This is a genomic window from Candidatus Palauibacter sp. (genome assembly GCF_965208055.1).
GTDB lineage: Bacteria > Gemmatimonadota > Gemmatimonadetes > Palauibacterales > Palauibacteraceae > Palauibacter.
The window spans coordinates 1,160,199-1,175,795 of sequence record NZ_CBDBNY010000004.1 but is presented as its reverse complement, the minus strand read 5'-3'; the positions used below and the strand labels follow the sequence as shown (position 1 = coordinate 1,175,795).

Sequence of the window (15,597 nt, the reverse complement as noted above, 5' to 3'; positions counted from 1 at the left end):
GGCCGGAAGGTACGTTCGCCCGGGGTTCACGGCCACCGGACATCGTCGCGTCTCGCCAGCCCCGGCTCGTCGCGGAAACGGGCCGCGATTTCACCCAACGTGATTCCCAGGTCGGGATGCCGGAACCCCGGCGCCACATCCGCAAGAGGCACCGCCAGATGCGCCCTCGTCAGGATCTCCGGGTCCGGGAGCCGCAACTCTTCCTGGTCGACGACCAGACCCTGCACGGCGGCGATGTCGATGTCGATCGTGCGGGGGGCGTTGGGGTCCGCGGTCCGGATGCGTCCGAGGCGGCGCTCCAGCGGCCGGATGACCTCGAACTTCAGGTCTCCCGGGGAGAGGTCGGTCGTGATGCGCACCGCGGCGTTCAGGAAGCGGGGCATCCCGGCGTTCCCGACGGGGTCCGCCTCGTAGATGGGCGAGGCTCCCTCGATGCCCAGCAGTTCATCGAGCGCTTCGAGGGCCGCGACCATGTGCCGCTCCGGGTCGATGTTCGAGCCCAGCGTGAGGAGCGTCGTTCGGGGGTAGGCGCTCACGCGTAGTCCGCCGCCGTTCGTTCGACTTCGACACCCACCGAACGCGCGTAGCGCAGCGCGCCGGGCTTCTCCACGCGGACCTTTGCCCGCGCCGCGCCGAAATCGACGACCGCGATCCGCGCGATCTGGTGCGCGAGCGCTTCCACGAGATACGGCTCGGCGGTTTCGACGTGCGCGATGACGCGCTTCGTCAGCGTCCGGTAGTTCAGCACGTCCGCGACGTCGTCGGACTCGCCCGCGGCCCGCGCGTCCACGGAAAGGGACAGGTTGATCACGATGTCCTGTTTCTTCTCGCGTTCCCAGTCGTTGACTCCGATGATGCCCCGGACGAGGAGATCGCGGATGATGACCGTATCGGAGCCCGCCATCACTTTCCCCCTCCCGTCAGCAGATGTTCGCCGCCATCCACGTGGATCGTCGCTCCCGTCACATAGTCGTTCTCGGCCAGGAACCGCGCCGCGTGGGCCACGTACTCCGGATCGCCCGTCCGCCCGAGCGGGACCCTGCGGCCCTTCTCCCGCCACGCCGCGTCCTCCGCGGTCGCCCCGGGAGGCGGAAGAATCGGGCCGGGAACGATCGCGTTCGCCCGCACCTCCGCGCCCAGTTCGCGGGCCGTCAGCGCAGTCAGGTGCAGAAGCCCCGCCTTGCTGACCCCGTGGGGCGCAAACCCCTTCCAGGCTGCGATCGCCGCCATGTCCGACATGTTGATTATGACACCGGGCGCCCGAGGTTCCCCCTGGCTTCCGATCCGCCCGGGCACGGAGCGCATTCGGACGGCGGCCCGCTGCGTCATCAGGAAGGGTGCGCGCAGGTTGAGCGCCTGCGCGGCGTCCCACTCCGCGACCGTCGCCTCGCCGAAGGGAGTGCGCTCGAAGCTCGCCGCGGAGTTCACCAGAATGTCGAGACGCCCGAACGCCGCGTCGAACGCCTCGAACAGGTCGTCGATCTGCTCGGGAAGCGAGAGGTCCGCCGCGGCCGTCGCGGCGCGGCGCCCCAGGGCCCGCACCTCGCTCGCCGTGCGGTCGGCCGCTTCGTCGGAACTCCGGTAGTGGATGAAGACGTCGCACCCGGCCTCGGCCAGACCCAGCGACAGCGCGCGGCCGAGCCGGCGCGCGCCGCCCGTCACGAGTGCGACGGCGCCCTCGAGTCTCACGGCATCTCTCCGTTCACGAGCATCTCCCGGCGAGGCTGGGTCCCCCGGCGGGTGGTCCCCGGGGGCGTGCTTCCCCGGACGCCCGGCGCCGGGGAAGCCGGAATGTACAAGCTTCGAGCGCGAATGGGGCATTGCACGCGGAGGCGGCGGGCGCCCCATTGCGGCGCACCCGCGGCGGGCGCGGGGGCGTACACCGGGAGAAGGCGCGTGAAGGCGATCTGGTACGAGAAAACCGGGCCGGCGGCGGACGTGCTCCGCTTCGGGCGGCAGGACGCGCCCGTACCGGCGGCGGGAGAAGTCCGGGTGCGGCTGGCCGCCTCCGGAGTGAATCCGTCGGACACCAAGCGGCGGGCCGGCTGGATCGGACTGTCGATGCCTCATCCGCGCATCATCCCGCACTCCGATGGAGCGGGGACGATCGACGCGGTGGGGAAGGGGGTGGAGGGGGTGGATGAGGCCCGCGTCGGCGAACGCGTCTGGCTGTGGAATGCCCAGAGCGGCGGCCGGCCGTTCGGTACGGCGGCGGAGTACGCGGCGGTGCCGGCCGCACAGGCCGTGCCGTTGCCGGACGGTGCATCCTTCGCGGACGGAGCGGGCCTCGGAGTGCCGGGCTGCACGGCGCACTACGCCGTGTACGGGGACGGCCCGGTGGGCGGCAAGCGGATCCTGGTGCAGGGAGGCGCCGGGGCCGTCGGCCACCTGGCGGTTCAACTCGCCACTCTGGGCGGCGCCGAGGTCATCGCCACGGTGAGCAGCGCCGCCAAGGCCGAAGTGGCGCTGGGCGGCGGCGCGCGGCACGCGATCGACTACCGGCGCGAGGACGTCGCCGATCGGGTCCTGGACCTCACGGATGGGGCAGGCGTGCACCGCATCATCGAGGTGGACCTCGCCGCGAACCTCGAGACGGATGTCGCGGTGCTGCGGGAGAACGGCGCCATCGCGTCGTACTCGTCAACCTCCGGCCCGGAGCTGTCGCTCGCCTACTATCCGCTCGCCTTCAAGGATCTGCGCATTCACTTCCTGCAGGGATACCTGCTGCCCTCCGCCGCCCGCCGCGCCGCGGTCCGGGATCTCACGACCTGGCTCGCGGCCGGACAACTCGAGGTGCGGGTCGCCGCCACGTTTCCTCTCGCGGAGACGGCGTCCGCCCACGAGGCCCTCGAGTCCGGCCGCGCGGACGGGAAGATCCTCGTCGAGATCTGACAGCCCGCGGCAAGGCTCCGCTCCGCTCGAGCAAGCGAGCCGGCCGGGCTCTACTGGATTCGTTCGAAACGCAGATCCCAGACGCGTCCCTGGCTGAGGCTCGCCTCCGCGATCCGCCCCGTATCGTCCCGGCGGAAGATGAACGTGCTGCCTCCCTGCCTGAACGCGTCGCGATACACCGGCGCCAGCGACTGGCCGTCCCCGTACCGGTCCTTCAATACGAGGCCGCCGTCCTCGACCTCGACCCAGTACGTCACTTCCGCCTCGTCGCTGTGGTAGGCGCCCGCGTAGGCGGCCAGGTCCGCGGCGGTGGGCTCGAACCCGTCCACGGGTTCTATCCTCACGCCGTCGGCGACCGGCGTGTCCATGGTCGCCCCGGGCCTCGCGCCGCTGCCGGCCGGACCATCGAAGACGATGGAGACGCCCGCCGGGGAGGCGAACTCCGTCTCGCTCACGGCCGCGAGGGACATCCCGCCCGGCCCTCCCACGCGGAGGGAGGCGCCGTCCGCCGTCAACTCCATGAACTGACCCGTTCGCGTATCGCGGAATCCGCCGGCGAAAGCGGCGACGCGGGCCGGGTCGACGTCCGCGCCCGCCGGCTCTTCCGACGCTTCCTCGCCGAGCGCGTCGCCGAGGTAGAGTTCGGCCACCGCGCGGGCGAGTCCGCCGGGGTTGGCCTCGCCCACGTTGCACATCACCGACACCGCGAGCCCGTGGTCCGGGAAGCGGGTGAGGAAGCCCCTGTACGCCGCGGTTCCTCCGGAATGCTGGACCTCGCGCACGCCCTTGTATTCGCCGACGAAGAGTCCGCCCGCATAGCTGATCTGCCGACCCGAATCGAGCATCCCCTGCTCGTGCATGAGCCGGATGAACTCGGGCCCGCCGACCTCGCCGGTGTCGAGGTTGCGGGTGAAGCGAAGAAGGTCGCCGACGGTCGTGAGCAGACCGCCATTTCCGTGCACGTTCTCGAACGGCATCAGCATGTGCCATTCACCGTCATCGCCGCGCCGGTATCCGATCGAGCGCTCCTCCACGATCTCGGTGAAGTCGTCCCGCCACTGCGTCTTCGTCATGCCGAGAGGCTCGAAGATCCGCTCCTGCGAGAACTCGTCGAAGGTCTGTCCGGTTACCCGCTCCACGAGCATCGCCTGGAGGTTGTATCCCGTGTTCGTATAGGAGTAGTAGCGGCCCGGCTCGTAGTTGAGGGCGCGCTGGCGGCTCGCGATGTCGAGCGCGTGCTTGTGCGTGTGGATCCGGGTCGTCCGCGCCCAGCCGTGGATGCCGGCGACCGATCCCCAGTCGCGCAGTCCGCTCGTATGATGAATGAGCATCCGCACCGTGATGGGCTCGCCGTAGTCGGGCATCTCGGAGAAGTACTCCCGGATGTCGTCGTCGAGGTCGATGCGTCCGTCCAGCGCCAGCAGAATCGTGGCGGCCGCGGTGAACTGTTTCGAGACCGAGCCCGGCTCGAACACGGTCTCGGGCGTGTTCGGCAGGTCCCACTCGAGGTTCGCCATGCCATACGCGCGGGCCATGACCTGCTGCCCATCCCGCGAGACCGCGAAGGCGCACCCGGGGCCGTCCGCAGCGCTGTAGTCCGCGAATACTGCGTCGAGCGCCGCGAGTTCGACCGCGCCACCGGGCGAGTCTTCCGGGGGCGCTTCCGCGCAGGCCAGCCCTGCGGAGAGGGGAAGGATGAGTGTCCAGAGCCGTGTCTTCACCGTCTTCCTCCTGACTGATTGCCGGCACTCGCCTCGTCACCGGCCGACGCTGTCTGCGCTGCCGAAAGTGCAATGTCGGTTCCCGCACCCTCCCCGTCGAGGTCCGGCGAGCGAGCCCGTCGCCGCGGCAGGCTCCGCGCTCCCATGCGCGGCCGGATCTCAGCGCACGATATCGATGACCCCGGCGTTCGCCTCGATGCGCACTGTGGTCCCCAAATCGGCCGAGCGCGCGCGGATGTCCTCCAGCAGGGTGCGGGCCGCTTCACCTTCGAGGAGATACGGCTGGGACAGGGCGTCTCCGCGCCCGGCGATGGGGAGGATGTCCAGCCGCGTGGCGCCTTCCGCCCCCATGTGCAGGCGGACCGCGATGTTGTCCATCCAGTAGTCGTGCCCGTGCCCGAAGATGAAGTTCCCCATCGAATAGACGATCGGCTTGCCGTCGCGAACCTCGATCCCGCGCGGGACGTGGGGATGATGTCCGAGGATGGCGTCGGCCCCCGCGTCGAGGACCTCGTGCGCGAACGCTCGCATTCCCGGGTGCACGTCCTGGCTGTTCTCGATCCCCCAGTGGAAGCTCACCGCGACGAAATCGACGCGGTCGCGCACGCGGGCGATGTCTTCCCGAATCAGGAGCGGGTCCATGGGGACGACGCCCGACTGGCTGGGCGTGGCGAAGGAGGATCCCCCGTCGTTCACGAACTGGGCGTAGGCGAGAAACGCGACCCGGAGTCCGCCGCGCTCGACGATGTACGGGCGCCGGGCATCGGCGAGGTCGCGTCCCGTCCCGGCGTGACCGACTCCCGCCCGGCGCAGGTGGTCGATCGTGTCGAGCAGCCCTTCCCCCTCGGCGTCGAGCGAGTGGTTGTTGGCCGTCGCCACGATGTCGATCCCTGCCCAGGCGAGGGCGTCGGCGAAAGCCGAGGGGGTGCGGAAGGCCCCGCTCCAGCGGGCATCGTCCGAGAGCGGCGTCTCCAGGTTGGCGAAGGCGATGTCCGCGTCACGCAGGAGATCCGCCGTGCCGTGAAACGGATAGCGCGCCTCTTCCTGCCCATCTTCGAAGGAAAGGTCGTAGTGATGGGCGCGAAGGTGGTGCGCCTCTTCCGTGATCAGGGTCGTGTCGAGCGCTGCCTCGAGAACGTCGCGGGCCTCCGGAGTCGCGGCATACGGGACGCGGATCCAGCCGTCGTCCCGGTGCCAGAGGACGTTGCTGCGGCCGGCCGGGGCGGCGTCGTAGTACATCCCCGGAGCCTTCGTCGTCCGAGACCATTCGATGTCTCCGACCGCGAGGATCGTAATCTCCTGGCCGGGAAGAGGTTGGGGTGCCGCGGCTGCCGACGCGCAGCCCGCCGCGAGGAGTGTGCGGAAGGTGTATTCCCGGAATGTGGGCATCTGGCGTCTCCCGTTGCAGGACTACTCGGTCGGTGCCGCGGCCAGGATCACGGTGGGGTCGAGCGCGCGTCCGGCGCGCACGACGGTCCGGATGCGCCTCGTGTTGCGGATGTCATCGAGAGGATCCGCGTCCAGAAGCACGAGGTCGGCCTCCAGCCCCGCCTCGATGGCGCCGCGGTTCCCGTCCTCCTTCAGAATCCGCGCGTTCTCGAGCGTCGCGGCGGACAGAACCTCTCGCGCGGGCATGCCGGCTTCGACGAGGAACTCCATCTCGTGGTGGAGGGAGGCGCCCGGCGCAACTTGCGGTTCCGGCGCGTCGGTCCCGACGAGCAACTGCACCCCGGCGTCGTGGAGCATGCCGGTCAGCCGCAGGTATTTCTCCCACGTTCCCTCGCGCACGGAAACGGGCGCCGCGCCCCAGTCCAGGCTTCGCCGCTGCCGGTCCTCGTCCCAGAACGTCTTGAGGCGGGCGGGCATGGGGTCATGGTCGGGGTGCCCGTACACCTCCGGGAGGTCCATGAAGAGGAGCGTGCCCCAGAAGACCATGAGCGTCGGGTCCACGCGCGTGCCGTGCTCGGCGATGAGATCGACGAGCCGGCGCGCCTCGTCGGAGTCGAGGTTGATCGAATGGCGGTCGTCGGGGTCGTCGAGGAGGAAGTTGGACACGGTGTAGATGTGCTCGATGCAGTCGATTCCGTCACGGACGGCGTCCGCCGTGTGATAGTCGAGAAGGTGTCCGCTCACGACGAGGCCGTGCTCGTGGCCGGCTTCGATCACGCGGCGCCCGACCTCCCGCGCGGCGCCCACGTAGATCTTGAGCGTCTTCACGCCCCACGCCGCCATGTCCGCCACGAAGGGGTCCACATCGGCGGGACTCGCCAGATGCCAGCCGATGTCGGGATGCCAGGGCGGGTTGCCGTCGATGAGGAAGCTGCAGCGGAAGACGTTCGGCGCGATCTCCGGGTGGTCGTCGGCGTAGCGCTCGATGAGACGCTGGGCGGGGACGTTGTCTCCCGTGCTCCGGATCGAGGTCACCCCGTGACCGAGGTAGAAGGGGAGGACCTCGTCGCCGGTCATGTGCGACTGGTAGAGGATGTGGGTGACGTGAACGTGCGCGTCGATGAGCCCGGGGAGGACGAAGAGGCCGGCGCCGTCGATGCGCGTCGCGCCCGCGGCGGCGTCGGAATCGGCGTTCAACTCGGCGGCGGGAGCGACGGCTTCGATGCGGCCGGCCCGGACGAGGACGCTCGTGTTCGGGCGCATGGCGCCGGCCCGGGCGTCGAAGACGCCGGCCCGGTCGATGAGCAGCGGGGGAGCCGTCCCGGGCGGGTCGCCGGTCGCCGGCGCCCGTTCCGCCCGCCGGGCGTCTCCGCCGCAGCCGAGCGTGAGCCCGGCGCCAGCCAGCGCGGCGCCCCGCACGAAGTCGCGGCGGTCGATGGCGGCCATAGCTCTGAGGATCGTCCACGGCACTCGGCGGCGTCAAGGCGGTGCACGGTTCACGCGGCGGTTCACGCGGCGTGGGGTCGGTCGCGTTGATAGCGCGTTGCGTCCGCGGCGATAGGTTGTGTCCATGCCCGCTCCCTCCGCCCGCTTCATCGTCTCCCCCACCGCCGCCGCGCGCTTCGACGCCGCGCGGAAATGGCTCGGCGGGCAACGGGCTGCGGCGGGCGTGACGGTCATTGGCGAGACGCTGTCGGGGCCCCACGAGTTGCTCTTGCGCGGAGCCCGGACGGCCGGGGCCGCGATGGGCTGGCGCCGCACCACGCTGCGTCTCCTGGCCGGCGACCTCGCGCTCTCGCGACTCGCTGACGATGGGAGGGCGATAGGAGACGCCGTGGCTCGCGACGCCATCGTGGCACGGGCGCTCGTGGGGCTGGATCGGCGGAAACTCGGGCGCCTGGCGGCGGTGTCGGACACGCCCGGCTTCATTCGCGCCATGGGACGAGCCGTGGATGCGCTCCGCATGGCGGGCGTCACGCCGTCGGAGATGGCCGCCGTCGACCCGGACCTCGCCGCCTTTTCCGAAGCGGTCGAGGCGGAATGGCGGACGGCCGGGCTGGCGGATCAGGCCGGCGTGTTCAAGGCCGCGCTGTCGGCGCTCCGCGACCCGGAGTCCCGGCGGCGGGGAGTGGACGACGGCTTCCTGGTTCTGGACGCGCGGATCTGGACGGAACTGGAAGGGCGGTTCGTCGCGGCGCTCATCGGGCGGGGCCCCGATCTGCTTGCGACCGTGCCCGAGGGGGATGACCGCACACTGCGGGCGCTGGAAGAGGCGGGCGCGCGCCGATCCGATCCCCCGCCGACCGACGGGGCCGTGACCGGGGCGATCGGGCGCCTTCACTCGCACCTCTTCGGTCCGGCCCCGTCCGAATCCGGGGCGGACGATGCGGTCACCGTATTCTCCGCTCCGGGCGAGGGCCGGGAAGCCGTGGAGATCGCCCGGAGGCTCGCCGCGCTTGCCGAAACAGGAACGCCATTCGATCGGTGCGCGATCCTGCTCCGGCAGCCCGAAGACTATCGGCCATACCTGGAGGAAGCGCTCAATCGCGCGGGAATCCGGCCCTGGTTCGCGCGCGGCCTCCGGCGCCCCGACCCGGCGGGCCGGGCCTTTCTGGCCCTTCTCCGTTGCCGGATCGAGGACTACTCGGCGCTTCGCTTCTCGGAGTACGTCTCGATCGGCGAGGTTCCGGATGCGGGAGCTGACGCAGGTGCTGGCGCGGAGCGGGTGCCGCGGCGCTGGGAGCGGTTGCTCGTCGACGCGGCCGTGGTCGGCGGTCTGGATCGCTGGGAGCGGCGACTCGATGGTCACGCCGCGGAACTCGCATTCAAGCGCGCCGCGCTGGAGGCGGAGGACGCCGAAAACCCGCGCCTCGCGTGGGTCGACGGGACGCTCGCCGATCTCGCCTCTCTCCGGGAGTATGCGCTGCCGTTGCTGTCGGAGCTGTCCGGGCTGCCGTCGGAGGCCGGTTGGGAGAGCTGGCTGGGCGCGCTCGCCCCCCTTGCCACCCGCTCGCTTCGGCGGCCCGGCAGCGTGCTCGCCGCGTTGTCGGACCTCGCGCCGATGGGGCCTCTGGGTCCGGTGAAGCTGGACGAGGTCCTGCGCGCGCTCACGCCCCGACTCCTGGAGATCGCCGAGCCTCCGCCCGCGAACCGCTACGGCCGCGTGTTCATCGGGCCCATCGATGCGGCGCGGGGGCTCGTCTTCGATGTCGTGTTCGTCCCCGGCATGGCCGAGCGCGTGTTTCCTCCGAAGATCGGGGAAGACCCGATCCTGCTGGATGAGATGCGGCGCCGGCTGGCGCCCGGCCGGCTCGCGACGAACCGCGACCGCGTTCGGCGGGAGCGGCTCGCCTTCAGACTCGCGGTCGGGGCGGCGCGTAGGCAGATCGTCCTCTCCTACCCGCGCATCGACGCCATGAAGACCCGGCCCCGCGTCCCCTCCTTCTATGCACTCGAGGCGCTTCGCGCCGCGGAGGGCCGGCTGCCCGGCTTCGAGGAACTTGCACAGCGGGCGGAGGAGGTCTCCGATGCGCGGATCGGGTGGCCGGCGCCGAAATCCCGCGCGCAGGCGATCGACGAAGCCGAGTACGACCTCGCCGTGCTCGACGAACTCGACAAGCACGATCTCCGCGGAGAACGCGCCGTGAAGGCCGCAGGTCATCTCCTCCACTCGAACCCTCACCTCGCGCGTGCCCTCCGCTTCCGCGCCTACCGCTGGGAGGTGCCGCGCTGGACGTGGGCCGACGGACTCGTACAGCTCTCCGAGCGGGCGGCGGAAGCGCTTGCGGAGCAGTCGCCCGACGCGCGTCCGTACTCGGCTACGGCGCTGCAGCACTTCGCAGCGTGTCCGTACCGCTTCTACCTCCAGGCGATTCAGGGCCTGCGCCCGCGCGAGGAACCGGTCGGGATCGAGGCGCTCGACCCGCTTCAACGCGGCTCGCTCGTGCACCAGGTCCAGTTCGAACTCCTGACCCGGCTCCAGGCCGAAAGCACCGGGGACCGGCCCCTCCTTCCGGTGGGGCCGGAGAACGCCGCGCGGGTTTCCGAACTCCTCGAGGAGGTGCTCGAGAAGGTGGCGGGCGACTTCCGCGACCGTCTCGTGCCGGCGATCGACCGGGTCTGGGATGACGGCATTGAAGCGATCCGGCAGGACCTGCGGGAGTGGCTGCAGCGCGAGAGCGACAGCCGGTCGCCCTTCGAACCGTGGCGCTTCGAGCTCTCCTTCGGGCTCCCCCGGGATCCCAACCGCGACGCGCACTCCGTGGCGGAGCCGGTGGAGCTGGAAGTCGGACTGAAGCTCCGCGGCGCGATCGACCTGATCGAACGGACGCCGGCCGGCGTCCTGCGGGTCACGGACCACAAGACCGGCCGGCACCGGGCGAAGGCGGGAGCGACGATCCAGGGAGGCGAACTCCTGCAGCCGGTCCTCTACGCGCTCGCCGCCCAGAGGCTGTTCCCGGGACAGCGCGTGGAATCGGGCCGGCTCTACTACTGCACGGCGGATGGCGAGTTCCGGGACCACGTGGTGCCGCTCGACGACAGGGCGCTCGAAGCGGCGGGGGTCCTGAGCGAGATCGTGAGCGGGGCCTTCGAGGCCGGAAGTTTTCCGGCCCTTCCGCGGGAGGACGCCTGCCGCTGGTGCGACTACCGGCAGGTCTGCGGGCCCGACGAGGAACTCCGCACCCGTCGGAAGCCCCCGCCGGTCGACCTGCGGCGCCTGAGGGAGTACCCGTGACCCGGTCCGTCAGACTCGCCGACCAGGCGGCCCGCGATGCGATCCGGAACGACCTCGAAGACACGCTCTTCGTCGAAGCGGCGGCGGGGACGGGAAAGACGACGGCGCTCACGGGCCGGATCGTCGAGGTGCTGCGACACGGTCTGGGCACGCTGGAGGACATCGTCGCGGTCACCTTCACCGAGAAGGCGGCCGGCGAAATGAAGCTCCGGCTGCGGGCCGCGATCGAGGAGGCCCGGGTCGACGAGGAGGACGGGGAAGCCCGCGAGCATCTCTCGCGCGCGCTCGGCCACCTGGAACTGGCCCACATCGGTACGATCCATGGCTTCTGCGCCGACCTGCTGCGCGAGCGTCCGATCGAGGCCGGCGTCGACCCGGCGTTTCGCGTCGCGGCGGAGGACGAAGCGGGGCGTCTCCTCGATGGCGCCTTCGAGGGCTGGTTCGAGGGCGCGCTGGCGGACCCCGGCCCCGGCGTGAGAAGGGCGCTGCGCCGTCACTATCCGCGGAATTCGGGCGGTCCGCGCGCGGCCCTGCGGGCGGCGGCCGGCAGCCTCGTGGATCAGCGCGACTTCGACGCCCCGTGGTCCCGGCCCGAGTGGGACCGGGAGGCTGAACTCGACCGCGCGCTCGACCTCCTGCGGGAACTTGCGGCCTTCGCCCGGCTGGCCTCGCGCCCGGACGACTTTCTCACGAAGAACCTGCGCCACGTCGAACGCGGCGTGGGCGAAATCGAATTGAGGGAGAAGACGCGCGGACGCGACTACGACTACCTGGAAGCCTGGCTGCGGCCCTTCGTGCGCGCCCGCTGGCGCGGCTGGTTCTGGCGCGGCTTCCGCTCGCGGGATTTCGGGGGTGGACTCGCGAAGGCCGACGTCGTCGCGCGCCGCGACGAGGTTCGAACGGAAGTCGAGGGGATCCTGGCGACGGCCGATGCGGATCTGGCGGCGTACCTCCGGGACGAACTCTGGCCCGTGACGGAGCGATACGAGAGGGTCAAGCGGCGCGACGGGTGCCTCGACTTCGTCGACCTCCTGATCCGGGCGCGCGACCTCCTCCGCAACGATGCGGAGATCCGGAAGCACTACCGGCAACGCTTCACGCGGTTTTTCGTCGACGAATTCCAGGACACCGATCCGCTGCAGGTCGAGATCCTCCTCCTCCTGTGCGGCGAAGACCCGGAAGAGACGCGGCCGGAGCGCGTCGTGCCCGCGCGCGGCAAGCTCTTCGTCGTCGGCGATCCGAAGCAGTCGATCTACCGCTTTCGCCGGGCGGACGTGACGCTGTACGAGCGGACCAAGAGCCGCTTGGAGGGGGTGGATGCCCGGGTGCTGCATCTCTCCACGAGCTTTCGGTCGCAGCCCCGCCTGCAGGCCGCCGTGAACGGGGCCTTCGAGACGCGCATGAAGGGGAGCGAGGACGGCAGCCAGGCGGCATACGTCCCCCTCGAGCGCTTCCGGGCGGACACCGAAAGCCAGCCCGCCGTCATCGCCCTGCCCGTCCCGGAACCGTACGGACGCTTCGGAAAGATCCGGGGATTGGAGATCGAGGCATCCCTCCCCGTCGCGGTCGGCGAGATGGTGCGCTGGCTGGTCCACGAGTCGGGATGGGTCGTGACGGAACGGGAGCGTCCGGAGGAACCCGTCCCGGTCGAGGCCCGCCACATCTGCCTCCTCTTCCGTCGCTTTCAGAAGTGGGGAGAGGACGTGACGCGCCCCTATGTGCGTGCGCTCGAGGCCCGCGCCATTCCGCACGTGCTGGTCGGCGGCCGCTCGTACCACGATCGCGAGGAGGTGCTTGCCGTCCGGAACGCGCTCACGGCCATCGAGTGGCCGGACGATCGGCTGGCGGTCTATGCTGCCCTCCGGGGTCCACTCTTCTCGCTCGGCGATCGCGCGCTGTTCGAGTTCGGCGTCGACGCGGGCCCGCTGCATCCGCTCGCCGGGTGGGAGCCGGACGGCGGAAACCGGCATGACGGCCCGAACGGCGGCGGAACGGCTTTGAAGCCTGAACTGCGGGACGTGGCGGCGGTGCTCGGGCTCCTCGGCGATCTCCACCGGCACCGGAACCGGCGCTCGATTCCGGAGACGGTCCGGCGCCTGCTCTCGGCGGCGCGCGCCCACGCGGGCATCGCGATCTGGCCGACGGGCGAGCAGGCGCTGGCCAACGTCCTCCGGCTCGTCGACCGGGCGCGCGCGTTCGAGCGCCGGGGCAGCCCTTCCTTTCGGGCGTTTCTCGACCGCCTCGAGGACGAAGCCGAACGCGGGCAGTCCGAGGAGGCGCCGATCGTGGAGGAAGGGACCGAGGGCGTGAGGATGATGACGGTCCACAAGGCCAAGGGTCTCGAGTTCCCGGTCGTCATCCTGGCGGACATGACCTGCCCCGCGGCGCACGACCCGCCGTCGCGCCACATGGACGCCACCCGGCGCCTCTGGGCCCAGCGCCTCTGCGGCGCGACCCCGCGCGACATCCTGGACAACGCCGGGATCGAGCGACGCCGCGAGATGGCCGAGGCGGACCGGCTCGCGTACGTGGCGGCCACGCGGGCGCGCGATCTGCTCGTGGTGCCGGCCCTCGGAGACGGCCGCGATGGGGGCGGGGGATTCTCCGGAGAGGACGGCGAGTGGTGGCTCGAGTCACTGAATCCGGCGGTGTACCCGCCCCGCGGGGCGCGCCGAGGGCCGTCCTCCGCCGAGGGCCTGGGAGTTCCGGCTTTCCGCGACGAGTCCGTTCTCGACCGCCCGGATGGGAAGGGCGGTCAGCGTCCCACGCCGCGCGACTCCGTTGCGCCGGGGCTGCATGCCGCTGAGGCGGGAACGGACGTCGTGTGGTGGGACCCGGCCGCGCTCGACCTCGACGCAGATCCGCGCGCGGGCGATCGCCAGCGCCGATTGCTCGAGGTCGAGAGAGAGGAACAACCCACGCTGGATGTCGAGGCGGGGCGCGGCGCGCACCGGGAGTGGCAGGCGTCTCGCGCGGCGAGGCTGGAGGCGGGGGCGAGCCGGGCGATGTCGGTCACAACGGCCGGGGCGATCGCGCGTCGCGCCCGTGAAGCTGCCGAAACCGGCGACGCGCCCCACTCCGACATGCGTGTCGCCTGGGTCGACGTGCCACGGCCGGAAGCCGAGGGGCCGGACGGGGCGGGGCGTCCGGGAGGCGAGCGTTTCGGCGATCTCGTCCACCGCATACTCGCCGAGGTTCCCCTCGACGCCGACTCCGGCGCGGTCGAAGGACTGGCCGGAACTCTGGGCCGGACGCTGGGAAGTCCCGTGACGGAAATCACCGCGGCGACGGCTCTGGCGGCGCGCGCACTGGAACACGAAGTGCTCGACCGGGCGCGGGCCGCCCTGGCCTCGGCGCCGGGCGCGGTCCATCGCGAAGTCCCGGTCTACCACGTCGAGGATACCGCGGCGCCGGAGGGGGATCGGGAGCGGGATCGGGAGCGGGGCGCGACCATCGTCGAAGGGGTCGCGGACCTCGCCTTCCGCGAGGTCACCGACGCCGGCCCGCGCTGGACCGTCGTCGACTACAAGACGGACCGCCGGCGCGCGGGGCCGCGCACGGAATACGAGGTGCAGGTCGCCTGCTACGTCGAGGCCATCGGGCGGGTCAGCGGAGAACCGACCCGAGGGATCGTGCTGGCCCTGTAGGAGCCGGCAGGCCCATGCCGGGGGCGCCGCGGCGTTCGAGCGGCGGGTCCAGCAGCCCGTGGCAAAAGCCCGGGGCGGTCTCCTCCGGATTCCGCATGATGGCCCACACGAAGCCGGCCAACTCCCGCGCCACCGCCACCGCGGCGATCTGGCCGTTCCTCCTGAACGCCAGCCGGGTGAACACCTTGTGAAGCCGGTGCTGCGCCTTCCAGCTGTGCGCCACGACCTCCGGAGCCTGGCCCCGCTGCCGGCGGCTCAGCGCCGGTCCCCGCCTGGGCGGGAACCGGTAGCTCCACGCCGCCTGCACCAGCACATGCCGCACCCGGCTGTTGCCCGCCTTGGTGATCGCCCCCTGCCGCCGGCTCGCCCCGCTGGAGTGCTCGCTCGGCACCAGCCCTACGTAGGCCATCAGCTTGCCCGGGTTCTCGAAGCGCCGGAAGTCCCCGATCTCCGTCGCCAGCACCATCGCCGCGTGCGTCGAGATCCCCCGCAGGCAGCACAGCCGCCCCACCGCCTCCCGGTACGCCGGCTCCAGCGCCAACGCCTCGATCCGGCGGTCCAACTCCTCCCGACGGCCCAGCTTGTAGTCGAACAGCGCCAGGTACTCGCCGAAGACGAGCCGGTCCTCCGCCTCCAGCGCCTCGTCACGCTGAAGGGCGCGCAGCCACGTCACATGCCTGCCCGTCCAGTTCGCCCCCTCCCGGTACACCAGCCCCCGCCGCGCCAGGAACTTCAGGATGTAGTGCCGCGACTTCAGGATCTCCCGCTGAAACACCTCCCGGCAGCGCACCAGGTCCCGCACCCGCTCCTCCGTCTCCGACGGGACCCGTATCGCCACCAACTCCCCCGCCCGGTACAGCCGCGCCAACTCCGTCGCGTCCTTCCGGTCGTGCTTGCGGCGATCCCCCGGGCGCCGGGGAATCAGCGACGGCGCCACGATCTCGCACCGGTGTCCCCAGTCCCGGAGCGCCCGCTCCAGTACGTAACCCGCGCCGCTCGCCTCGTAGCAGGCCCGGATCTCCCCCTGCCGCGATACGCGCGCCAGCCACCGCTTGAGCCGCCCTGGCTCGTTCGGCAGCCGCTTCACCACCGTCGGCTCCGGCGCTCCCTCCGGAAGCACCGCCACCATCACCGTGTCCTTGTGAACGTCCATCCCGACGTACACCTTGCTCTGCTCATCCATGGGGCCGGTCTCCTGTCCGTTGCGATCTCT

The 15,597-nt window shown here is 71.2% G+C and carries 10 protein-coding genes; 3 read left to right on the top strand and 7 right to left on the bottom strand.

What is annotated here, in order from left to right:
• Positions 1 to 26: 26 nt before the first annotated feature.
• From folK to ACOGXI_RS05385, 3 genes are read right to left on the bottom strand one after another with little or no spacing between them, the layout of a single operon-like run.
• Positions 27 to 536: a 2-amino-4-hydroxy-6-hydroxymethyldihydropteridine diphosphokinase gene (folK, locus tag ACOGXI_RS05395; protein ID WP_419937860.1), complete on the bottom strand. Its 510-nt coding sequence runs from the start codon at positions 534 to 536 to the stop codon at positions 27 to 29.
• Positions 533 to 904, bottom strand: a complete 372-nt coding sequence (gene folB / locus ACOGXI_RS05390; RefSeq protein ID WP_419937859.1) for a dihydroneopterin aldolase — start codon at positions 902 to 904, stop codon at positions 533 to 535. The genes folK and folB overlap by 4 nt, the downstream gene beginning before the upstream one ends.
• Entirely contained in the window at positions 904 to 1,689 is a 786-nt protein-coding gene (locus ACOGXI_RS05385; RefSeq protein WP_419937858.1) for an SDR family NAD(P)-dependent oxidoreductase, read from the bottom strand. Before ACOGXI_RS05385 ends, folB begins: the two co-directional genes overlap by 1 nt.
• 207 nt (positions 1,690 to 1,896) lie before the next feature.
• Here ACOGXI_RS05385 and ACOGXI_RS05380 point away from each other — a divergent pair, with 207 nt between their 5' ends.
• Positions 1,897 to 2,892, top strand: coding sequence for an NADPH:quinone reductase (locus ACOGXI_RS05380; RefSeq protein ID WP_419937857.1), 996 nt, complete (start codon positions 1,897 to 1,899; stop codon positions 2,890 to 2,892).
• A gap of 50 nt (positions 2,893 to 2,942) precedes the next feature.
• Here the strand turns inward: ACOGXI_RS05380 and ACOGXI_RS05375 are convergent, their stop codons facing one another.
• From ACOGXI_RS05375 to ACOGXI_RS05365, 3 genes are all read right to left on the bottom strand, one after another.
• Entirely contained in the window at positions 2,943 to 4,613 is a 1,671-nt protein-coding gene (locus tag ACOGXI_RS05375; RefSeq protein ID WP_419937856.1) for a serine hydrolase domain-containing protein, read from the bottom strand.
• A gap of 159 nt (positions 4,614 to 4,772) precedes the next feature.
• Complete coding sequence (locus tag ACOGXI_RS05370) at positions 4,773 to 6,002, bottom strand: CapA family protein (protein WP_419937855.1); 1,230 nt, start codon at positions 6,000 to 6,002, stop codon at positions 4,773 to 4,775.
• A 21-nt stretch (positions 6,003 to 6,023) separates the two neighbouring features.
• Positions 6,024 to 7,448, bottom strand: a complete 1,425-nt coding sequence (locus tag ACOGXI_RS05365) for an amidohydrolase family protein (protein ID WP_419937854.1) — start codon at positions 7,446 to 7,448, stop codon at positions 6,024 to 6,026.
• Positions 7,449 to 7,572: 124 nt separating this feature from the next.
• Here ACOGXI_RS05365 and ACOGXI_RS05360 point away from each other — a divergent pair, with 124 nt between their 5' ends.
• Both ACOGXI_RS05360 and ACOGXI_RS05355 read left to right on the top strand, forming a co-directional pair.
• Entirely contained in the window at positions 7,573 to 10,737 is a 3,165-nt protein-coding gene (locus ACOGXI_RS05360) for a PD-(D/E)XK nuclease family protein (RefSeq protein ID WP_419937853.1), read from the top strand.
• Positions 10,734 to 14,384 (top strand): UvrD-helicase domain-containing protein, encoded by a 3,651-nt coding sequence (locus ACOGXI_RS05355; protein ID WP_419937852.1) that lies wholly within the window; start codon positions 10,734 to 10,736, stop codon positions 14,382 to 14,384. Before ACOGXI_RS05360 ends, ACOGXI_RS05355 begins: the two co-directional genes overlap by 4 nt.
• Here the strand turns inward: ACOGXI_RS05355 and ACOGXI_RS05350 are convergent.
• A complete protein-coding gene (locus ACOGXI_RS05350) occupies positions 14,344 to 15,567 on the bottom strand; it encodes an IS110 family transposase (RefSeq protein WP_419937851.1) in 1,224 nt (407 codons plus the stop codon). The genes ACOGXI_RS05355 and ACOGXI_RS05350 overlap by 41 nt on opposite strands.
• Positions 15,568 to 15,597 lie beyond the last annotated feature (30 nt).

What these genes read in the sequence shown, in the direction of transcription:
- folB (WP_419937859.1), bottom strand. Translation starts at nt 904, where the DNA reads ATGGCGGGCTCCGATACGGTCATCATCCGCGATCTCCTCGTCCGGGGC.
- ACOGXI_RS05350 (WP_419937851.1), bottom strand. Translation starts at nt 15,567, where the DNA reads ATGGATGAGCAGAGCAAGGTGTACGTCGGGATGGACGTTCACAAGGAC.
- ACOGXI_RS05365 (WP_419937854.1), bottom strand. Translation starts at nt 7,448, where the DNA reads ATGGCCGCCATCGACCGCCGCGACTTCGTGCGGGGCGCCGCGCTGGCT.
- ACOGXI_RS05370 (WP_419937855.1), bottom strand. Translation starts at nt 6,002, where the DNA reads ATGCCCACATTCCGGGAATACACCTTCCGCACACTCCTCGCGGCGGGC.
- ACOGXI_RS05360 (WP_419937853.1), top strand. Translation starts at nt 7,573, where the DNA reads ATGCCCGCTCCCTCCGCCCGCTTCATCGTCTCCCCCACCGCCGCCGCG.